The organism is Halodesulfurarchaeum sp. HSR-GB (genome assembly GCF_031432215.1).
GTDB lineage: Archaea > Halobacteriota > Halobacteria > Halobacteriales > Halobacteriaceae > Halodesulfurarchaeum.
In genome coordinates this window covers 1,010,127-1,030,045 of sequence record NZ_JAVKGN010000001.1, presented here as the reverse complement: position 1 = coordinate 1,030,045, position 19,919 = coordinate 1,010,127, and the positions used below count along the sequence as shown (strand labels likewise).

25 protein-coding genes and 1 tRNA gene are annotated in these 19,919 nt (G+C 65.4%); 14 read left to right on the top strand and 12 right to left on the bottom strand.

Features of this window, described 5'->3' with window-relative positions:
- The first annotated feature begins 3 nt into the window (after positions 1-3).
- Positions 4-1,827, top strand: coding sequence for a PINc/VapC family ATPase (locus RH831_RS05460; RefSeq protein ID WP_310553238.1), 1,824 nt, complete (start codon positions 4-6; stop codon positions 1,825-1,827).
- Here the strand turns inward: RH831_RS05460 and RH831_RS05455 are convergent, their stop codons facing one another.
- Entirely contained in the window at positions 1,828-2,097 is a 270-nt protein-coding gene (locus tag RH831_RS05455; protein ID WP_070365444.1) for an ArsR family transcriptional regulator, read from the bottom strand.
- 101 nt (positions 2,098-2,198) lie between these two features.
- Between RH831_RS05455 and RH831_RS05450 the strand changes: the two genes are divergently transcribed.
- Positions 2,199-2,498 (top strand): hypothetical protein, encoded by a 300-nt coding sequence (locus RH831_RS05450; protein ID WP_310553237.1) that lies wholly within the window; start codon positions 2,199-2,201, stop codon positions 2,496-2,498.
- A 1-nt stretch (position 2,499) separates the two neighbouring features.
- Positions 2,500-4,329, top strand: a complete 1,830-nt coding sequence (locus RH831_RS05445) for a ribosome biogenesis/translation initiation ATPase RLI (RefSeq protein ID WP_310553236.1) — start codon at positions 2,500-2,502, stop codon at positions 4,327-4,329.
- 1 nt (position 4,330) lies between these two features.
- On the opposite strand, the gene acs is transcribed toward RH831_RS05445, so the two are convergent.
- Together acs and RH831_RS05435 are read right to left on the bottom strand one after the other, a co-directional pair.
- The gene (acs, locus tag RH831_RS05440) at positions 4,331-6,328 is read right to left on the bottom strand and encodes an acetate--CoA ligase (protein ID WP_310553235.1); all 1,998 of its coding nucleotides are present in this window, start codon (positions 6,326-6,328) and stop codon (positions 4,331-4,333) included.
- Between the two features lie 74 nt (positions 6,329-6,402).
- Complete coding sequence (locus RH831_RS05435; RefSeq protein WP_310553234.1) at positions 6,403-6,924, bottom strand: archaemetzincin family Zn-dependent metalloprotease; 522 nt, start codon at positions 6,922-6,924, stop codon at positions 6,403-6,405.
- A gap of 39 nt (positions 6,925-6,963) precedes the next feature.
- Here RH831_RS05435 and RH831_RS05430 point away from each other — a divergent pair, with 39 nt between their 5' ends.
- From RH831_RS05430 to npdG, 3 genes are read left to right on the top strand one after another with little or no spacing between them, the layout of a single operon-like run.
- Complete coding sequence (locus RH831_RS05430; protein ID WP_310553233.1) at positions 6,964-7,377, top strand: UPF0146 family protein; 414 nt, start codon at positions 6,964-6,966, stop codon at positions 7,375-7,377.
- 27 nt (positions 7,378-7,404) lie between these two features.
- Entirely contained in the window at positions 7,405-8,301 is an 897-nt protein-coding gene (locus RH831_RS05425) for a TIGR01548 family HAD-type hydrolase (RefSeq protein WP_310553232.1), read from the top strand.
- A gap of 42 nt (positions 8,302-8,343) precedes the next feature.
- On the top strand, positions 8,344-9,000 hold the full coding sequence (gene npdG, locus RH831_RS05420) for an NADPH-dependent F420 reductase (protein WP_310553231.1): 657 nt from the start codon (positions 8,344-8,346) through the stop codon (positions 8,998-9,000).
- Here npdG and RH831_RS05415 read toward each other — a convergent pair whose 3' ends face one another.
- A complete protein-coding gene (locus RH831_RS05415) occupies positions 9,001-9,273 on the bottom strand; it encodes a co-chaperone YbbN (protein ID WP_070365452.1) in 273 nt (90 codons plus the stop codon).
- Positions 9,274-9,363: 90 nt separating this feature from the next.
- Here RH831_RS05415 and RH831_RS05410 point away from each other — a divergent pair, with 90 nt between their 5' ends.
- From RH831_RS05410 to RH831_RS05395, 4 genes are read left to right on the top strand one after another with little or no spacing between them, the layout of a single operon-like run.
- On the top strand, positions 9,364-9,528 hold the full coding sequence (locus RH831_RS05410; RefSeq protein ID WP_310553230.1) for a preprotein translocase subunit Sec61beta: 165 nt from the start codon (positions 9,364-9,366) through the stop codon (positions 9,526-9,528).
- Between the two features lie 42 nt (positions 9,529-9,570).
- Entirely contained in the window at positions 9,571-10,017 is a 447-nt protein-coding gene (locus tag RH831_RS05405) for a bifunctional nuclease family protein (RefSeq protein ID WP_310553229.1), read from the top strand.
- A complete protein-coding gene (gene hisE / locus RH831_RS05400) occupies positions 10,014-10,304 on the top strand; it encodes a phosphoribosyl-ATP diphosphatase (protein ID WP_310553228.1) in 291 nt (96 codons plus the stop codon). The genes RH831_RS05405 and hisE overlap by 4 nt, the downstream gene beginning before the upstream one ends.
- A 45-nt stretch (positions 10,305-10,349) precedes the next feature.
- Positions 10,350-11,330 carry an NOG1 family protein gene (locus tag RH831_RS05395; RefSeq protein WP_310553227.1) on the top strand — a complete coding sequence of 327 codons (981 nt, stop codon included), beginning with the start codon at positions 10,350-10,352 and terminating at the stop codon, positions 11,328-11,330.
- Here the strand turns inward: RH831_RS05395 and RH831_RS05390 are convergent, their stop codons facing one another.
- Positions 11,331-12,626: a TIGR00341 family protein gene (locus tag RH831_RS05390; RefSeq protein WP_310553226.1), complete on the bottom strand. Its 1,296-nt coding sequence runs from the start codon at positions 12,624-12,626 to the stop codon at positions 11,331-11,333.
- A gap of 86 nt (positions 12,627-12,712) precedes the next feature.
- On the opposite strand from RH831_RS05390, the gene engB reads away from it, so the two are divergent.
- Entirely contained in the window at positions 12,713-13,333 is a 621-nt protein-coding gene (gene engB, locus RH831_RS05385; RefSeq protein ID WP_310553225.1) for a GTP-binding protein EngB, read from the top strand.
- 61 nt (positions 13,334-13,394) lie between these two features.
- On the opposite strand, the gene RH831_RS05380 is transcribed toward engB, so the two are convergent.
- On the bottom strand, positions 13,395-14,774 hold the full coding sequence (locus RH831_RS05380; RefSeq protein WP_310553224.1) for an NUDIX domain-containing protein: 1,380 nt from the start codon (positions 14,772-14,774) through the stop codon (positions 13,395-13,397).
- On the opposite strand from RH831_RS05380, the gene RH831_RS05375 reads away from it, so the two are divergent.
- Complete coding sequence (locus RH831_RS05375; protein WP_310553223.1) at positions 14,773-15,624, top strand: coenzyme F420-0:L-glutamate ligase; 852 nt, start codon at positions 14,773-14,775, stop codon at positions 15,622-15,624. The two genes, RH831_RS05380 and RH831_RS05375, sit on opposite strands and share 2 nt — an antisense overlap.
- Positions 15,625-15,842: 218 nt before the next feature.
- A complete protein-coding gene (yciH, locus tag RH831_RS05370; RefSeq protein ID WP_070365461.1) occupies positions 15,843-16,136 on the top strand; it encodes a stress response translation initiation inhibitor YciH in 294 nt (97 codons plus the stop codon).
- A 12-nt stretch (positions 16,137-16,148) separates the two neighbouring features.
- Here the strand turns inward: yciH and RH831_RS05365 are convergent, their stop codons facing one another.
- From RH831_RS05365 to RH831_RS05340, 6 genes are all read right to left on the bottom strand, one after another.
- Positions 16,149-16,493 (bottom strand): metalloregulator ArsR/SmtB family transcription factor, encoded by a 345-nt coding sequence (locus RH831_RS05365; RefSeq protein WP_310553222.1) that lies wholly within the window; start codon positions 16,491-16,493, stop codon positions 16,149-16,151.
- Between the two features lie 40 nt (positions 16,494-16,533).
- Positions 16,534-16,773, bottom strand: a complete 240-nt coding sequence (locus tag RH831_RS05360; RefSeq protein WP_310553221.1) for a thioredoxin family protein — start codon at positions 16,771-16,773, stop codon at positions 16,534-16,536.
- A 162-nt stretch (positions 16,774-16,935) separates the two neighbouring features.
- The gene (cysK, locus tag RH831_RS05355) at positions 16,936-17,871 is read right to left on the bottom strand and encodes a cysteine synthase A (RefSeq protein WP_310553220.1); all 936 of its coding nucleotides are present in this window, start codon (positions 17,869-17,871) and stop codon (positions 16,936-16,938) included.
- Positions 17,872-18,257: 386 nt separating this feature from the next.
- Positions 18,258-18,509: a type II toxin-antitoxin system HicA family toxin gene (locus RH831_RS05350; protein ID WP_310553219.1), complete on the bottom strand. Its 252-nt coding sequence runs from the start codon at positions 18,507-18,509 to the stop codon at positions 18,258-18,260.
- A 1-nt stretch (position 18,510) separates the two neighbouring features.
- Positions 18,511-18,780 (bottom strand): type II toxin-antitoxin system HicB family antitoxin, encoded by a 270-nt coding sequence (locus tag RH831_RS05345; protein ID WP_310553218.1) that lies wholly within the window; start codon positions 18,778-18,780, stop codon positions 18,511-18,513.
- A 178-nt stretch (positions 18,781-18,958) separates the two neighbouring features.
- Positions 18,959-19,033: transfer RNA gene (locus tag RH831_RS05340), tRNA-Arg, on the bottom strand.
- A gap of 108 nt (positions 19,034-19,141) precedes the next feature.
- Between RH831_RS05340 and RH831_RS05335 the strand changes: the two genes are divergently transcribed.
- The gene (locus RH831_RS05335; RefSeq protein ID WP_310553217.1) at positions 19,142-19,885 is read left to right on the top strand and encodes an SIMPL domain-containing protein; all 744 of its coding nucleotides are present in this window, start codon (positions 19,142-19,144) and stop codon (positions 19,883-19,885) included.
- The last annotated feature ends 34 nt before the right edge of the window (positions 19,886-19,919 follow it).

Below are 19,919 nucleotides of genomic sequence, written 5' to 3'. Positions count from 1 at the left end.
GGTATGGAAATCGTCCCGGACACGAGTGTCATCATCGACGGCCGGGTTTCGGAGCGGGTGCGAGCCGGCACGTACGCCGGGGCGACGATCGTCGTCCCCGAGGCGGTCGTCGGCGAACTCGAATATCAGGCAAACGCCGGCCGGGACACCGGCTGGGACGGCCTCGAAGAGCTCCAGACCCTGATCGAACTCGAAGCGGACGGCGAGATCGAGGTCGAGTACGTCGGCGAGCGGGCCGAGGAGAGCGAGATCGAGCGGGCCGCCGCGGGCGCGATGGACGCCCTGATTCGTGACGTCGCCCAGGAGCGGGGCGCGACCCTGTTCACCTCCGACATCGTCCAGGCCGAGGTCGCCGAGGCCAAAGGCATCGACGCGGAGTACGTCGAACCGAAGGGCCGGGACACCGAGTCCCTGCAGATCGAGTCCTTCTTCGACGAGGAGACGATGTCGGTCCACCTCAAGGCCGGCACGCGACCGATGGCCAAACGCGGGGCCATCGGCGAGATGCACTACGAGATCATCGACGAGACCGTCTCGACCGAGGACGATCTCAAGGAGTGGAGCCACGACATCGAGGAGACCGCCCGCGCGAGCCCCGAGGGCTTCATCGAGATCGACGAGATCGGGATGAAGATCGTCCAGTTCCGGGACTACCGGATCGCGCTCGCCCGCCCGCCCTTTGCGGATGGCTGGGAGATCACCGCGGTCCGACCGATCGCGAAGACCGATCTCGCCGACTACGATCACGCCGAAGAGCTACGATCTCGACTGCTGGAACGCCAGCGTGGCGTGCTCGTCGCCGGCTCGCCCGGGGCCGGGAAGTCAACCTTCGCCCAGGCGGTCGCGGAGTTCCTCGTCGAGAACGACAACGCCGTCAAGACCATGGAGCGACCCCGCGACCTCCAGGTCGGGCCCGAGATCACCCAGTACACGGCTCTGGATGGTGATATGGCCGCGACGGCCGACTCGCTTTTGATGGTGCGGCCGGATTACACCATCTACGACGAGGTGCGCAAGACCGAGGACTTCGAGGTCTTTGCCGACATGCGACTGGCGGGCGTGGGCATGATCGGCGTCGTCCACGCCACGCGGGCCATCGACGCTCTCCAGCGGCTGGTCGGCCGGGTCGAACTCGGGATGATCCCCCAGGTCGTCGACACCGTCGTCTTCATCGAGGCCGGGGCAGTCGAAACAGTGTACGACGTGACGACCGAGGTCAAGGTCCCGGCGGGGCTGATGGAGGAGGACCTCGCCCGCCCAGTCATCGTCATCCGGGACTTCGAGACCGGGACGCCGGCCTACGAGATCTACACCTTCAACCGGCAGGTCGTCACCGTTCCCCTGGACGGGGCCGAGGCGTCGAAATCGGGCGTGGATCAGCTGGCCGAGGGCGAGATCGAACGGGAGATCCGCGCGGCCGCCGAGGGCCCGGTCGAGGTCGACGTGCAGAGCCCGAACTCGGCGATCGTCTACGTCGATACGGACGACATCTCACACGTCATCGGCCGGGACGGGAAGCGCATTCGGGAGATCGAGAACCGGCTGGGGATCGACATCGACGTGCGAACCTTCGAGGATCAGCCGACGACCGAATCCGAATCGAAAACCCAGGGCGAGATCGTCACCCCGGAGATCACCACCCAGCACATCATCGTGCCGGTCGAGGAGCGCGGGGCCGGGGAGACCGTCGAGGTCCAGGCCAACGGCGAATATCTCTTCACGGCCACAGTCGGGCGCGGCGGCGAGATTCAGGTCTCCCGGGGCAGCGCCATCGCCGAGGAACTCGAACGGGCGATCGACCGCGAAGAGATGATCACCGTGCAGTGATCAGGCCAGTTCGGCCTCGGCACTGGACTCTTCGGTCCGCTCGGCGGGGGATCGCAACTGATAGAGGCTCTGTCTGGCGTCCTGAAAGTACACCTGCTCCTCGATCTGCTGGCAGTCATCGAGGCGGTCCAGCGCGTAACGGACCGTGCGAGCTGAGAGCATCGACTCCTCGACGATGCGCTTCTGGGTCAGCGGGCCGTCGTACTCGAGGACCTTATAGACCAGCTTGGCACTGGGGGGCAGTTCGTCGAGGCAGGGTTGGTCTGTCATAGATGGACAGAGTCACGAGAACCGAATAAGGAACGGGCCCAATTGATGTGGTGGAAAGCGGGAACGAACGGCTTTTGGGCCGGCACACCGAGTACACAGACATGAGTACCGAGAAAGCGGGGATGACCGGCCACCTCCGGTCGGTCGTCATCACGACCGAGACCGCACTCGGCGGGGTCCTCGCCGGCGTGGCGTCCGCGGCCCTCGCGACGAGTGCGACCGATCAGCTCGGCCTGGCGATCATGGTGGGGGCGCTGATCGCTAACATCGGCGTGCTGCGACTGCTCGGCATCGACGTGAGCGAGTTCGGCGCGAAAGACCACCTGTTCAACGCCTTCATGACCTTCTCGCTGTGGTTCGTGACCTGGGGCGTCTTCCTGACGACCGGCGTCACACTCTAGTATGGCGAGTGACAGTATCGCCACCGTCGACCTCGAGCGGTGTCAACCCGACCGGTGTAACTACGAGTGTATCGATTACTGCCCCCCAAATCGCACCGGCAAGGACTGTATCCTGGCCCGTTCGGAGCACTACGACGAGGACGAGCCCTTCGAGGGCGAACCCGACCAGGTCTGGATCTCCGAGGAGATCTGTCTGGGCGAGACCTGTGGGATCTGCGTAGGGAAGTGCCCCTTCGACGCGATCGAGATCCTCAACCTGCCACAGGAACTCGACGAGGAGCCGACCCACCGTTACGGGGACAACGCCTTTGCCCTGTACGGGCTGCCGATGCCCGAGAGCGGCACGGTAACCGGGCTGCTGGGCCCGAACGGGATCGGGAAGTCCACCGCGGTCAAGGCCCTGGCCGGCGAGATCACGCCCAACCTGGGCCGGATCGGCGACCCGCCGGACTGGGAGGCCGTGATCGACGAGTACCGGGGGACGGCCCTCCAGGATTACCTCGTCGCCGTCCGGGATGGCGACGTGACGGTCTCGCGCAAGCCCCAGTACATCGACCGCATCCCCGATCAGTTCTCGGGGACCGCCCGGGAGCTGCTCGCAGCGACCGACGAACGGGGCGAACTGGAATCGATCGCCGACCGGCTCTCGGTCACCCCGGTCCTCGACCAGGAGATCGAAAGTCTCTCCGGCGGCGAACTCCAGCGCGTGGCCATCGCAGCCGCGCTGTTGCGCGATGCCGATTTCTACTTCCTCGACGAGATCACCCCGTACCTCGACATCACCCAGCGGATCGCCGTGGCCCGGCTGGTCCGGGAACTCGCCGAGGAGGAAGATCGGGCGGTCCTGGTGGTCGAACACGACCTGGCCGTCCTGGATCTCTTAGCAGACAACCTCCACGTGGCCTACGGTGAACCGTCGGTCTTCGGGGTCATCACGCCCCCCAAACCGGTTCGCAACGGCATCAACGAGTACCTCGACGGCTATCTGGAGAACGAGAACATGCGGGTCCGGCCGGAGGCCATCGAGTTCGAGTCCCACGCCCCGCGACCGGTCTCGAACGCCGACGTGCTCGTGGAGTACCCGGACCTGGAGAAGTCCTACGGCGACGGGGAGTTCTCCCTCTCGGTCGATGGCGGGGTCGTCCACCAGAACGAGGTGCTTGGCATCGTCGGCCCGAACGGCATCGGGAAGTCGACCTTCGCGAAGCTACTCGCGGGCCGACTCGAACCCGACTCCGGGAGCGTGGATCTGGATCTGGACATCGCGTACAAGCCCCAGTACGTCGAGGCCAACCAGCACATTCCCGTCGAGACGTTCCTCCGGGACATCTCCTCGGACGTGGGCAGCTCCTACTGGCAGACCGAGATCGGCGACCCGCTCAGTCTCGGGGATATCATGGATCAACTACTCGTCGATCTCTCCGGCGGGGAGCGCCAGCGGGTCGCCATCGCGGCCACGCTCTCCCGGGACGCCGACCTCTACCTGCTCGACGAGCCCTCCGCGCACCTCGACGTCGAACAGCGAGTGCTCGCGACCAGGGCGATCCGCCGCTACGCGGAGAACCACGAGACGACGGTCATGGTCATCGACCACGACATCTACGTGATCGACCTGCTCGCGGATCGGCTGCTCGTCTTCGACGGCGAGCCCGCCGAACGGGGGCACGCCAGCCCGGCGATGAACATGCGCGAGGGGATGAACACGTTCCTCGAAAACCTCTCGGTCACCTTCCGTCGCGACGAGCGGATGGGCCGGCCGCGGATCAACAAGCCGGGCAGTCAACTCGACCGGCAGCAGCGCCGGGACGGCGAGTACTACTACACCGGGTGAGTCAGTGGTCGATGTGTTCCCGAATCCGTTCGGGGACACTCGGGTCCCGCAGCGTCGTCGTGTTGCCCAGTTCCTCGTCGTTCGAGATGTCCTCCAGGAGCCGTCGCATGATCTTTCCGGAGCGGGTCTGTGGGAGTTCCTCGACCAGCCAGACGTTGGCCGGGCGGGCGAACTTCCCGATCTGGTCCTCGATCGAAGCGACGATCTCCGCACGCACCTCCTCGCTCTCCTCGTAGCCGTCCCGCAGGGTGACATACACGTCCGGAACCGTGCCCTTCTGTGGGTCCTCACGGCCCGCGACCGCGGCGTTGGCCACGGCCTCGACCTCCGCGACTGCACTCTCTAGCTCCATCGTCCCGAGCCGGTGGCCGGCGACGTTCATCACGTCGTCCAGCCGCCCGAGGATACGGAAGTACCCGTCGTCGGCCTGCACGGCCCCGTCCCCGGCCTTGTAGACCCAGTCCGCGGGGTCATCACTGTCCGTCTCGGAGAACTCCCGCCAGTACTCGTCGATGAACCGCTCGTCGTTGCCATAGACCGTCTGGAGCATGCCCGGCCAGGGCCGCTCGATGACGAGGTTGCCGGCCCGCGCCGAGCCCTTCTCGATCGGGTGGCCCTGGTCGTCGTAGACCGCGGGCTTGACACCCGGTACCGGATGGCCGGCCGAGCCGGGTTTCATGTCCTTGAGCGCGGGCAGGTTCGTGATGAGGTGGCCGCCGGTCTCGGTCTGCCACCAGGTGTCCACGATGACCGCGTCCCCGCCGCCGATGTGCTCGTAGTACCAGAGCCAGGCCTCGGGCTGGATCGGTTCCCCGACCGTGGTCATATGCCGGAAGTCAAAGTCATACTGCGCGGGGATCTCCTCGCCCCACTCCATGAACATCCGCACGGCGGTGGGCGAGGTGTGGAAGATGTCCACGTCGTACTTCTCGGCTATCTCCCAGATCCGGCCCTTGTCCGGGGCGTCCGGTGCGCCCTCGTACATCACGCTGGTCGTTCCCAGCGAGAGCGGCCCGTAGACGATATAGGAGTGCCCGGTGATCCACCCGATGTCGGCCGAACACCAGTAGGTGTCCTCGGGTTCGATGTCGAGGACGTACTTCGAGGTCGCGGTGGCATGAGCCAGATAGCCGCCGGTCCGGTGCTGTGTCCCCTTGGGCTGGCCGGTCGTCCCCGAGGTGTACATCAGGAACAGGGGGTCCTCGGCGTCCCGCTCGACCGGATCCACGCGTGCGCCCTGTTTTTGCTCCAGCACTTCATCGACCAGGACGTAGGGATCCTCGCTCGTGATCTCGACGTCGGGGTGGAGTTCGTCCTCGCGCTTGAAGAGCAGGACCGTCTCGACGTCGGTCTCCGCGAGTTCGAGGGCCTCGTCGGCTTTGGCCTTGTGATCGAGGAACTCCCCGCGGCGGTAGTAGCCGTCGATCGTGACGACCACGTCCGAGTCGGCGTCGTCGATCCGGTCCGCCAGGGCCTGCGCGGAGAACCCGCCGAAGACCGCGGAGTGTGGGGCCCCGATGCGGGCCGCCGAGAGCATCGAGATCGGCAGGGCCGGGACCATCGGCAGGTGCAGCGTGACGATGTCGTCCTCGCGGACGCCGACCTCCTGATAGACCGCCGCCATCTCGTTGACGCGGCGATAGAGGTCCTGATAGGCGATGCGTTCGGTGTCGCCGGGCTCACCCTCCCAGAGCAGGGCCGTCTGGTCCTTTCGCTCGGGGAGGTGTCGGTCGACCGCGTTGACCGAGGCGTTGAGCGTCCCGCCTTTGAACCACTCGTAGAAGGGGGGATTCGAGTCATCGAGGACCGTGTCCCAGCGCGAGTTCCACTCCAGCAGGTCGGCCCACTCGGCGTAGGCCTCGGGGTAATTCTCCTCGAAGCGGTCATAGACCGCGGGGTCGGTCTCGTTTGCCTGGCCGACAAAGCGGGTCGGCGGCCGGAAGTACTCCTGTTCGGCGAGACGGGCTTCGATTGCGCCGTCGGTTTCGTCTTCGGGCATGCTGATCGTTCTCACTCATTCGAGAGGGACCCTTAGGTCTTGTTCCATGGATCGCGGCAAGTTTTCGCACCGGCTCAGAAGAGTTCGCGCTGACAGGTACCACAGAGGGTCTCTTCCTTCCGGTCGACCTCCTGGACCGTCGGCGAGAAACTCATCGCACAGCGGTTGTTGTCACAGTGATCGAGCCCGAGCATGTGTCCGACCTCGTGGACGACCTCCTTCCGGACCCGGTCACCGAACACGGCCTCCGGCGACCGCTGGGAGAAGCCGCCGTCCGAGGACGTTCCGAGCCGGTTCGTCGAGACCACACAGCTTCGGCCGTCCAGATAGGCCAGGCCGAAGACGTAGTTCCGCCGACGGTAGTAGAGGTCCTGGGTCGTCAGCCCGACTGCCCGGTCCCCGGGGGCGGCCTCGGCCGCCAGGTCGATGAACGCCTCGGCGCGGTACTGGTCGCGCCCGCTGTCGTAAGCATCCCGGGGGAGGTCCTGGTCGGTCGCGATAGACACGGAGGCATCGTAGACTGAGCGAAGAACCGCGGAGGCCTCTCGCTTGACCGGCGCGGGGACCTCCCCGATCGGGACCAGATCGACGCGCATGGGAAGGGTTTTCGCCCCATCGGCCATAAACATCCCGCCGTGAGTCGATTGCCGACCGGTCTGCTGAAATTGCTCGACGGTCATGACCGGCTGGTCGAGGTGGGGATCGGTTTCCGAACCACGGTCGCGGCGGAACTCGTCGATCGCGGGGTCGCCGTGACCGCCGTCGACCGAGTTCGACGGGACGTGCCGGCGGGCGTGGACTTCGTCCTGGACGACGTGACCGACCCGACCTGGACGGGTTATGGCGACGTGGACGCGATCTACGCCCTGCGACTGCCCCCCGAACTCCAGCGACCGGCAGCCGATCTCGCCGACACCGCGTCGATCCCGCTCTATTTCACCACGCTCGGGGGCGATCCCGTTCTCATCCCGACTCGCATGCAGGACACCGAAACGGGACCGGTGTACGTCCACAACGCTTCGGACCGACGCGACCGGACCCACAACTGATTTCGGCCATCCCCGCCAGGCTCGGGTATGCAGGTCGACGCGGTCGTCCTCGACATCGACGGGGTCCTCGTGGACGTCTCGAACTCGTATCGACGGGCCATCGTCCGGAGTGTCGAACTCCTGGTGGGCGAGACGATTCCCCGGACCGCAGTCCAATCGTTCAAAGACGCCGGCGGGTTCAACAACGACTGGGTCCTCTCGGACGCCGTCGCGCTGTTCGTGCTGGCCCGGGATCGGGGCCTCGACCAGAACGTGACGCAATTCACCGAGCACGTCGCCGAGCAGGGCGGCGGCCTGGACGGCGCGAAGGCCGTCGTTCGTGACGCGCTCGGCGGCGAAGCGACCGCGGTGTTCGGGGCGTGGGACCCGGATCGGCTCCGGGACGTGTTCCAGCAGCTGTATCTCGGGCCGTCGGGGTACCGTGACCTGGAAGGGGGCGAGCCGGACCTGTATACTGGATCGACGGGCGACCTGGACCTGCCCCCAGCAGGTTTCATGGCGGACGAGCCGATTCTGATCGAACCGGCGACGATCGAGTCCCTGACAGCGGACTTCGAGATCGGAGTCGTGACGGGACGCCCCCGGGCCGAGGCCCACCTGGCCCTCGACCGAGTCGGGCTCTCGGTGCCCGCCGATCGGCTCTACGCGATGGAGGACTGGTCGGGCAAACCCGACCCCACGGCCCTGATCCAGGTCGCCGAACGGACGGGTGCCGAAACACTCGCCTTCGCCGGGGACACCCGGGACGACGTGCGAACGGCCGTGAACGCGACCGAGCGCGATCGGCGACGCGAGTACTACGGAATCGGCGTGCTCACGGGCGGGCTCGCAGGTGCGAGTGGGCGAGCAGCCTTCGAGTCGGTCGGGGCCGCGGCGGTGGTGGAGACGGTCAACGAGTTGCCGGCGATCCTGGAATCGGTCTGAGTCGCCGCCACGCTTTTCGCCGATGGGCCAGTGAGTCGGAGCATGCAAATCGCGCTGCTCGGTGGGACTGGTGACCTCGGTGCGGGACTGACCCTCCGGTGGGGCCGGGATACGGACCACGACCTGCTCGTGGGGTCCCGGGACCCGGACCAGGCTCGCGAGGCCGCCAGCGAGTATGCGGCCCGACTCGATGGGACCACCTCGATTTCGGGCTTCGAGAACGGGGCGGCCGCCGCCCGGGCCGACATCGTCGTCCTGGCCGTCTCACCCTATCACCTCGGCGACCTCCTTTCGATGGTCGAAGACCGGCTGGCAGAGACGGCCATCGTGGTGACCCCAGCGGTCGGAATGGAACGCGGCGAGGACGGCATGAGCTACGCACCGCCACCTCAGGGAAGTGTCGCCGCACTCGTTCGAGAGCGGACGCCCGACCCGAACCCAGTCGTCGGGGCCTTTCACACGCTTCCGGCGGGTCGACTCGCCGACCTGGACGCCACTCTGGATTTCGACACGCTCGTCTTCGGGGATCGTGCGGACGCCGTCGCACAGGTCAGGGAGGTAGCCGAATCGATCGACGGACTGGGAACTCTCACAGCGGGTGGGCTCGGGAACGCCGCGGCGGTAGAGTCACTCACGCCGCTGTTGCTCACGCTGGGTGCGGAAAACGACGCCCACGGACTCGGGCTGAAAATTCAGTAACTACGCGCCGGCGGACTGCAGGGCCTCCTCGATCGGTTCGCGCTGGGTCACGCCGACGAAGCGCTCGATTACCTCGTCGCCGGCCGTGACGACCACCGTGGGGATCGAGCGGACCTGATACTCGTTTGCCATGTCGGGGTTCGCATCGACGTCGACGAACTCGAAGGTCACCGAATCGGCGTAGTCCGCTTCGAGCTCCTCGATGATCGGGTCCTGGGTCTTGCAGGGCCCACACCAGTCGGCGTGAAAGTCGATCAGGGTTACCTCGGCCATCGATCCGTGGTACCTCCGCCGCTCGCATAAGGGTTACCGTCCCGTCCCCAGCCCGAAAGCTTTAGGCCCGTCTCCCGCTTTTCTCTGTCTATGAGCAGCGGACAGAACTCCGGCGGCCTGATGTCCAGTGCCGGCCTGGTCCGGTACTTCGACTCGGAGGGTTCGAATGCGATCACGATGGACCCGAAGACCATCGTCGCCTTCGGCGCCCTCTTTGGTATTCTCGTCCGGATCCTGACTATCGTCTCGTTCTGAGAGAACGGGCATCATTTCTACCTGGGACTCCCAGGGGCTGTCATGGATGCGTATATCGACGGGGTGCGGGTCGCCGGAACGGCGGAGGGGCCGGTTCCGGTGGTACTGCTGGGGGTCGAAGACCGGACTGACGTTCTCCCCATCTTCATCGGCTTTGACGAGGCGGTCAGCATCGCCCGCGGCCTGGACGCCCGGGACATCGGCCGCCCGCTGACCCACGACCTCACGCTCGACATCATCGAGGAACTCGGCGGCCGGGTCGAGAGGGTGGTCGTCACCGGTCTGGAGGAGGGGACCTACATCGCCGATTTGCACCTGAACACGCCGCGTGCGGACGCCGTCATCGACGCCCGGCCGAGCGACTCGCTGGCCCTTGCGGCCCGAACCGACGCGCCCATCGGCATCGCGGAGTCGGTCTTCGAGACCGGCGGGCGGGCCCCCGAGGAGTTCGACGATCTGGAGGACATCCGGGAGGTCACGGACATATGAGCGAAGCGATCCTCGAGGCCCTCTTCGAGACGATCGAGGACCGGAAAGCGCGTCTGCCCGAGGACTCCTACACGGCGTCGCTTTTCACCCACAAGAAAGGCGAGAACGCGGTGCTGGAGAAACTCGGCGAGGAGACCACCGAACTCATCCTGGCGGCCAAAGACGAGGACAAAGCGGAGATCGCCCACGAATCCGCCGATCTGGTCTATCATTTGCTCGTGTTGCTCGCCATGCAGGACATGGAACCCGAAGACCTGCTCGCGGAACTCGAAACCCGCCGAGAATAACGGGCAATAAACGGGCTTATACGTGCCCGGCGGCTATCCCGGAACATGATTTTCGAGGACCTCCAGACCACGCCCACCGCCTCGGAGCTCCTCGACACGGCGTTCTCGCGGGCGGCCCGGGCCGGCCGGGCCAAACACGGCGTCGAGGCCCAGCAGTCGATGTTGCAGACGGCTTCGAACGTCCTCAGCGACAACCTCGAGTACGTCGTCCGGGACTGGCCGGACTTCGAGACCCTCGATCCCTTCTACTACGAGCTCGCCGACGCGCTCGTGGGTGTCGATGATCTCCGCCAGCATCTCTCCGAGGTCTCCTGGGCCGGGCACAAGACACACGAACTCGGCCGGGAATACATCGGTCGACTCCCCAAAGGCGACGCCGACGCCGCGAAGAAGATCCGTCAGCAGGCCTTTGCCCGAATGGGCTCGGTCATGAACGAGGTTGCGGCGGACCTGGAAGCCATCGGCGAGGCCCGGAACACACTTTCGAAACTCCCCGACATCGACCCCGAGATCCCGACCATCGCGGTCGCGGGCTATCCCAACGTCGGGAAGACGGCCTTCGTCAACAGCGTGACCCGCGCTCACAACGAGACGGCCGCCTACCCCTTTACCACCACGGGGATCAACGTCGGCCACGTCGAGCGGGACCACCTGACCTACCAGATCGTCGATACGCCGGGACTCCTGGACCGGCCGGCAAGCGAGCGAAACGAGATCGAGTCCCAGGCCACGAGCGCGCTCGCCCACGTCGCCGATCTGGTGCTTTACTTCTACGATCCGAGCGAGACCTGTGGGTATCCCCTCGAAGATCAGCAGGCATTGCAGGCCGAAATCGAGGCGACCGTCGACGCGCCGATGATCGTGGTCTGTAGCAAGGCCGACCTCTCAGAAGAAATCGAGGCCGATCACTACCTGACGATCCCGAGTGAGACCGCGGGGGAGATCGTGGGCGAGACACCCACGGAAGTCCTCGAGGCCGCGATCGAACGACTCGACGTCGATATCGAGTTGCCCTTCGAGCGCTGATCACCCGGCCCGTTCGATCGCCAGGTATCGCACTTCGATGGGTACCGACTGGCCCGTCTCCGTTTCGATCCGGGTAGCGAGGTCCGCTGCAAGGCCTTCCGGTGGGGAGTCCCCTGCCCTGACCCCGACCGAGACGACGACACCGTCGACGTCACGGTAGAGCAGCGTCTGTCGGTGCTTGAACTCGACTTCGAGCAGTTCCGCGTCTTCGATTCCGGCGAGCGTGCCCTCGACTTCCGTCTGTACCTGATCCTCGAAGGTCGCGTTCTGGTAGGTCGCGAGCGTCGTCGCGCCCAGGAACACCGAGAGGGCGGCGATCGCGACGGCCAGGACGGCGATCCGCTTGAGCGTGGCCGTCCGCGCTTCGGATAGCTGGAACCAGTCCTCCGGCTGGTACCCCTCGTACCACAACACGAGAAGGGCAGCCAGGTTGATCGAGAGGACGTTCACCAGAACCAGGACCGACGCCCCGAGGACGGCCTGGGGCATCGCCCAGGCGATACCGATCCCGATGACCGCGGTCGGGGGGATCAGGGCCGCGGCGATCATGACACCGACCAGGGCCGTCGACACGCCGGTCGAGAGGCTCAACGCCCCGGCCACCCCTGCTCCCAGGGCGACCGCGAGTGAGAGGAAGTCCGGCGAGAGTCGGCCGCTGACCTGCTCGATCGCCAGCAGATCGATCCCTGGCGGGACGAGGTTGACCGACTTCGCGAAGAGCGCAAACAGCGCGGCCGCGGGGATGGCGACGCCGAACCCGATCGCCTGGCGGGTCACCCCGCGGACGAATATCTCCCGGTCGGCGACCACGGAACCCACGCTCGTGGCCATCGCCGGACCGATGAGTGGGGCGATCACCATCGAGCCGACGACCACCGCCGGCGAGTCGAGCAGGATCCCCGCGGTGGCGACGATGGCGCTGATGACCGACAGAATCACGTACGTCGAGATGTTGGGGGCCAACCCGTCGACCGTGGCCACGATTTCCCCGCGAGCGATCTTGGCCGAATCCTCTTCGTTCTCCTCCTCGTATCGCTCCTTCAACGCGTCGAACTTCCGCGAGACGATAGTCTGGGCCTCGACCACGACGGTGATCGCCTCGTCATCGATCCCTATCTCGCGCAGTTCGTCGAGCACGTCCTCGACGGCCGACGCCGGAAGCGGGAAGTGGACGACGGCGGATTTGTCCCGCGAGCCGGTCTCCTCGGAGACGACGTATTCGATGTCGAGGGAGTCGAGGGTCTCGAGGACCGCCCCTCGTTTCCCCGTCGGCACCGCAATCTGGACCAGGCGCACGCCCCCAAAATCGGCGGTCGGGGGCTTAAGCCTTCAGCCAACATGCGGGCCACAACCCGTAAACCCCCCGAGCGGATAGCGGGGGTATGTTCGAGACGCGACCGGACCGCTCGATGGAGGTGGTACTCGTGGGCCGGTCCAACGTGGGGAAATCGACACTCATGCGGCAGCTGACCGGCCACACCTTCGACACCGGCCGCAACCCGGGGGTCACCCGCCGCCCCAACCACTACGACTGGGCGAGCGAGGACTTCGTCATCACCGACCTGCCGGGTTTTGGCTTCATGTCGGGCGTGCCCGAGGAGACCCGCGAGCAGATCAAAACCGACGTGGTCCGGTACCTGGAGGCCCACGCCGAGAAGATCCTCGTGGGCGTACTCGTCCTCGACGGGAAGGCCGCCGTGGACATCATCGACCGCCACCTGGAACGAGAGGAACTCCCACACGACGTAGAGTTTTTCTCCCTGCTCGAGGAACTCGGCATCCAGCCGGTCGTGGCGGTGAACAAGATCGACAAGGTCGAGGATCGGGACCAGCGGCTGGACGAGATCGCCGACCGGCTTGGGATGATGCCCCCCTGGACCCAGTGGCAGGACATCATCGCCCCGATCTCGGCAAAACAGGGCCGGATTCAGGCCCTCCAGGACGCCGTGAACGCACAGTTCGAGGCGGCAAAGCAGGAAGAGCTCAAACAGTTCTTCTCCTGAATCGAGGGGCGACTCGGGTGAAAAGCCTCGTCACAAGGGGCTCGGAGGGGGTAACTCCTCGTCACTGTCGCCCCGGGCCGTCGTTAGCACTCGGGCCGGTTAACGATTGCTTCCAGGCGGCGGCCTGCGCGTGATTCGCTGCGTACTCCGAGATGGCATCCGCATCGAGAACACCGTCCTCCGTAAGATACCCGTCGAACAGGGCTGCAGACGTGCGCTCGAAGATCGGATCGACGACGGTGACCGACTCGGGGGCCGACAACTGTTCGTGGTCGGCCCCGCCGTCCGTCAGATCGGGCGGCTGTTCTGACGGGCTGATCTTCGCGGTCGCGGCGACGACGGAGACGGGGACATCGAAGTGAGTTCCGGCGAGTGCGGCCGCCGTCGTCCCGACCTTGTTGATGACGTCGCCGTTCGCGAGCAGGGTGTCCGCGCCGAGCAGCACCACGTCGACCTCGCTGACGGCTCCAGGGATGTTTGCGTCGCTCGTGAGCCGAACGTCCAGGCCCGCCTCGGCCAAGTCACTCGCCAGTTCCCGGCCCTCTCGACCCGGCCGAGAGACGGGTACCCAGACGGTCTCGGGCGAGCCGCGTTCGAGCGCCTGCTCGACCGTCCCGGACCGGGAGAGCGTGAGGACGGTCTGCCCCTCGACTCGCTCCGCGGCCAGTTCGGCGGCGGCCCGGTCCGCAGATTCGGCCCGGGAGAGTGCCTCGATCGCGGCCCTGCGGACTGCATCCGGAGTTCGATCCTCGCTGGCCTCGGCCATGACCCGATCGACCCGTACCTGCAGGACAACCATCGCCTCGCGAGCCGTCCGGAGGTCGAGGGCGACCTGGGCGATGTCGTCCCAGTCACCGCCGTCGGCCGCGATCAGGGTCGCTTCGTCCCGGAGGACTTCGAGCGCTCGTTTCGAGAGCGTCGCCGATCCGGCTTCGGAGTCCGCACGAACCTGCTCGACTGTGGGACGAATCCGGTCCCAGGACCGCCAAAGGTCGGGCACCGTCTCCCGGTCACAGATTGCCGGCGGCGGGACCCAGGCGGTCTCCGTGGTCTCCCAGTTCGATTGTACGTCCCGGGTGTCCGTCTCGAATCGGAACGGGTGGACCGTCCACTCGACGTCGAGGTCGGGATCGGTGACCGAGAAGGGCTCGCCCGAGGAGACGAGCGTGACGGCCTGGGCGTCGAGGCCCGTCTCCTCGCGGATTTCTCGCTTCGCGGCCGAAAGCGGGGCGTCTCCGGGTTCGACGTGGCCGGCGACCCCACCCCAGCGGCCCGGATAGGAGCCCACCGCCTCGCTGCGCCGGAGGAGCAACACCTCCCCGCCGTTCGTCAGGAACACGGTGACGACCGATCGCGTCTCCATGGGCGGGGCTACGGGCCCCAGGAGGTACTCGTTTCGGACCGGCAGGCTTTCAGCCGGGCCGGGAGTGGGCCCTGCCATGGAGGTCTTTGCCGTCCCGGGATTGCCGGAGTTCGAACCCGGCGACGACCTCGCGGCGGCGATCGAGGCCCAAATCGACCTGCGCCCCGATGACGTGGTCTGTGTGGCGAGCACGGTCGTCTCCAAGGTGGAGGATCGGAGACAGTCCCTCGCTCGCTTCGAGCCGACCGAGCGGGCCCGATCGATCGCCCAGCGACTGGCGTCGATCACCGGTTCGGAAACGGACCCCCGCTTTGTCCAGGCCGTCCTGGAGGAGTCAACGTCACTGGTGCTCGACGCACCGTTCCTGCTCGCGGTCACCCGATTCGGCCACGTGGGCGTCAACGCCGGCATCGATCGGTCGAACACGGGTGGCCCGGGCGTGTTACTCCTGCCGGAAGCTCCCAGCGAATCCGCCGCCCGGATCCGAGCGGGACTCGCAGAATCACCCGGGGTGATCGTCACGGATACCTCGGGTCGGCCCTTCCGTACGGGCCAGCGTGGCGTGGCGATCGGCTGGGACGGGGTGCCCGTGGGCCGGGACTGGCGGGGCGAGCAGGACCGGGACGGCACCGAACTCGCCGTGACGGTCGAGAACGTGGCGGACGAACTCGCCGCGGCAGCGAACCTGGTGAGCGGCGAAGGTGCTGGCGGGACACCCGTCGTGGTGGTTCGGGACTTCGAGTTCGGCGAGCACGGAACGACCGAGAAACTGTTCCGTGACCGGGAGACGGATTACGTCAGGCAGGCCCTCGAAGCGTGGGAGTACGGGAAATCAGGGCCAGCCAAAGAGCGTGTTCGAGAGCGCCCCGAACCCGAGGACACCGCCGACGCCGGCGATCACGGCGAACACGAGCGCGGCGGCGAGTAACAGGAGGGCGGAGATGGGATCGGTCGCGGCGACACTCCCGAAGGTCTCCAGGGCCGCACGCAGATCCTCGAGGAGCCAGACCATACGGTCCGTTGATCGGGCCGGTGCTTAAGTCTCACCCGTCTTGCCGGGCCTCGATCCCGGCAGCCGGCTCGACCAGGGATGGCGATTTCCCCGTCGACAGGGTTTAATATATCGCTTGTGTATCTGTGGCCGTAATGTCGGAAGTCTGCTCGACGTGCGGATTGCCCGAGGAACTCTGTGTCTGTGAGGACGTCGCCAAGGAGTCCCAGGAGATCTCGATCCGCATCGACGAGCGCCGTTACGGAAAGGAAGTCACCGTCATCGAAGGATTCGACCCCACCGACGTCGACCTCGACTCGCTATCCTCGGACCTGAAATCGAAGATGGCCTGCGGGGGCACCGTCGACGACGGGGAGATCGAACTCCAGGGCAATCACCGCGACCGCGTCGAGGACTTCCTGCTCGACCGGGGATTCAACGTCGCCTGATTTTCGGCCGGGTCACCCGGACTCGCTTTCAAAGCCCGCGAGCCCCTCGGCCGCGATCTGTCCCGTGGGCGTGAGCTCGTAGGTCACGTAATTCCCCTCGCGATCGGTCGAAACCAGCCCCGCTTCGCGGAGCTGTTTGAGGTGATAGGAGAGCTTCGAGTACTCCAGATCGAAGATCTCGACCAGATCACAGACACACAGTTCGGTCTCGACGAGCAGCCGGAGGATCCGGAGGCGACGCTCGTCCGCGAGGGCCTTGTAGATCGTCACCGACTCGGTGACCTCCTCGGCCGCGATCGACTTCAGGCGAGCCATCGTGTCCGAATCCACCCGGTAGGCGTCGGCGTCCTGGGCCATTCGATTGGGGAGAGGAGTTAGAGAGTAAAGAGTGTGTTTCTCAGGTGGCGGCCAGCAGTTCGGTCAACTCCTCGACGTCGGGGACCTCCCCCTCGATCACGATTTCGCCGTCGATGGCGACCGCTGGGGTGTGCATGACCCCGCGCTCGATGATCTCCATGTCGTCTTCGACCTTCGAGATCGACTCGGGACCCTCCGCGAGTTGGTCGGCCGCACGGTTCACGTTCCGCTCGACTTTCTTGCACCGGGGACAGCCCGGGCCGATGATTTCGACGTGCATGGCTGGCTTCGGGTGGCCCACGAGGGACCATTCCAAATTATCCTTGAACGGCTGGCGGCTTAATCGTGGTGGTTTCAAATCAATTTAGAACGGAGTGGCCGGCAGGGTTGTTCTCCCAACAGTGGTGGAGCCGACTTCACGAGAGCGAAACCCGCCCTCGAATCACTCGAACAGATCAGTCGAGAGGTACCGCTCGCCGGTATCCGGCAGGACGGTCACCACCGTCTTATCCGCGTACTCCGGACGGTTCGCGACCTCGATCGCCGCGTGGAGTGCCGCGCCGGCGGAGATCCCGGTCAGCAGCCCGGTCTCCTGGCTCAGTTCGCGGGTCGCGGTTTTGGCTTCCTCGGTCGTGACGGTGAGGACCTCGTCCAGCAGGTCCACCGCCAGGATGTCCGGGACGAATCCCGCGCCGATGCCCTGGATGCCATGTCCTCCGGATTCGCCACCGGAGAGCACCGGCGAGGACTCGGGTTCGACGGCAACGGCCTCGAAGTCCGTCCGGCCCAGGTCCGTCTTGAAGTACTGAGAGATGCCGGTGATAGTCCCACCAGTTCCGACCCCCGCGACGAGGACGTCGACCTCGCCGTCGGTGGCGGCCTCGATCTCCGGGCCGGTCGTCTCACGGTGCACCCCCGGATTCGCCGGGTTCTCGAACTGCTGGGGGACGAACGCGGGCTCGTTCTCCGCAGCGAGTTCCGCGGCCCGGTCGATCGCCCCCGTCATGCCCCCGTCCGCGGGAGTCAATTCGAGGTCCGCGCCCAGGGCCCGCAGCAGCGTGCGGCGCTCCTCGCTCATCGATTCGGGCATCGTCAACACCAGGTCATATCCCTTCGCCGCGGCGGCGTAGGCCAGCCCGATGCCCGTGTTCCCGCTGGTCGGTTCGATGATCGTCGTGCCGTCCTCGAGTTCGCCCGCTTCCTCGGCGGCCTCCAGCATGGCGACCGCGACGCGGTCTTTCACCGAGGAGAGCGGGTTGAACGACTCGACCTTGGCGAGGAGGTTGGGCGCGAAGGCGTCCAAACGCAACAGCGGCGTATTCCCGACGAGGTCTGTCGACGACTCGGCAATGTGAGCGGCGTGATCTGAATCGCTCATTCTAGGATATCCTAAAAACACAGGGGGCCTTAGTAACCAACTCGGTTATCAGGTGCTGGGAACCGGTAGATCGGGGTTGGGCTGTCTCGCAGAAAGAGACGAGAGGAGACCCAGGTGGAAGACCGAGACGACATCGGGGCCGCGAAGTGCTTCGAAAGGTCGTCGACATGCCCCTCAAGTGAGGCCTCGCATGCCTTCCGCCGAGGCGGAATCACGCACTACCTCTCCAGTGATGTCCCACAGGACATGGTCACCGACCGGGCAGCGGTGAGTGGAGAGATATGAGAAATTCATTACGACGCACGGACGGAAAAGGACAAGATGGAGCAGCGGCGGCAGTATCTGGATCGGTTCTAAGAACGGGAGAGACGCGTCGGTTCGTTCATTTACCGATTCTCATCAATCCATTCACAAAAGGTATCGAAATTATTGGCACCCGCCTGATCCGCTATCTCGCGGAGAGTTCCGACCCGTAATTCGTCGTGAAGAGGGACAGTGACGTGCCTCCGATCGTTCTCGTTCGTGGGATGCTCATAGTAGAGTTGGGCGTGGTCTCCTGTCGTTCGACGCCATTCGAAATCGCCAACATTCACTAACACCTTCAGGACCGCTTGCCCCGAGAACGTCCGTCGACTCATTCTACTTCAAGATGTCCGGCGGTTCCTGGTCCCCGGTCGTGTTCGCCGCTGGATCGATCCCCATCGCTTCCAATTCGGTTTCTGTTGGAGCATGTCCAGTTTCGTCTTCGAAAAGTTGCACGGCATCATCGAGATTGGCGAGGGCTACTTCCCGGGTTTCCCCCTGAGTAGTGACTCCAGTATCGACATCTTTCGCAATCCACCACCCCTCTTCACGCCACAGGCGAATCTCGCCATTGTGGGAGTCGGCATTCCGACTCGAACGAGCCATCTCACATGTAATTACGGGAAGGACTGCATAAACATTTGGCCCTGCAATTTTTCCCAATCGAGATATTTTCAAATCGACGTCTCATTAGTTCTGCAGATCGCAGAAGCGGACCCGAGGGGAGTCCCGGGAGGAAGACCGGGACTACATCGGGGCCGCGAAGTGTCCGTCGGAACCTGAGCGGACCCGAGGGGATTTGAACCCCTGACATCTTGGTCCGGAACCAAGTACTCTATCCAAACTGAGCTACGGGCCCTCGAAACAAAATCACACGCGGATCCGTTTAACCGTTCTGTCTCGGGTCCACCAAAGGGCGGTTTGAGGCTTCGGCGACTATACCTCGATCCCCCTCCACAAGCCCAATATGGATCGTGGATCAATCCTCGCAATCGCCATCGCCGTGGCCGTGATCGCCGGTGCCGGGACCGCCGGGCTGGCCATGGCCGTCTCGGACCAACCCGAACAGACCACCACCGACCAGAACCGAACGATCACCGTCACGGGCAGCGCCAGCGAGTCGGCCGCTCCCGACACGGCAGTCCTCCGACTCGCCGTCGAGAAAACCGCCGCTGACTCCAACACCGCCCGGGCCGCCGTCGCAAACAACGTCTCGGCTGTCACCGACCGGCTTGCTGAGTTGGGTATTCCCGACGACCAGGTCCGCACCACCGATTACCGGATCGGCGAACGCATGCGACCCCCCACTGACAGTGGCGAAAGCGAGACACCGACCTACGTCGCCAGGCAGACTATCGAAGTCCACCTGAGTGACACCGACGCCGTGGGCGAAACCATCGACGCGGCCGTCGCGGCCGGGGCCACAGACATCCAGGACGTCCGGTTCACGCTCAGCGACGAGACCCAGGCAGAGCTCCGGAACACCGCCCTCGAAGCAGCGATGAGCGACGCTCGCGTGCAAGCCGAGACCCTCGCCGGGAGTGCCAACCTGACGGTTACGGGCACCCAGAAGATCACCACCGAGGCGAACCCGGGACCGGTGGTTCCCTACACCCTCCAGACGGCCGCTGCTGAGGACAGCGGAACGGAAATCGACGCCGGCCCGGTCAGTGTCTCCGCGCAGGTGACCGTGACCTACACGGCCGCCTGATCGGCCACCCGCGAACTTTTCCCCGTTCGGAACC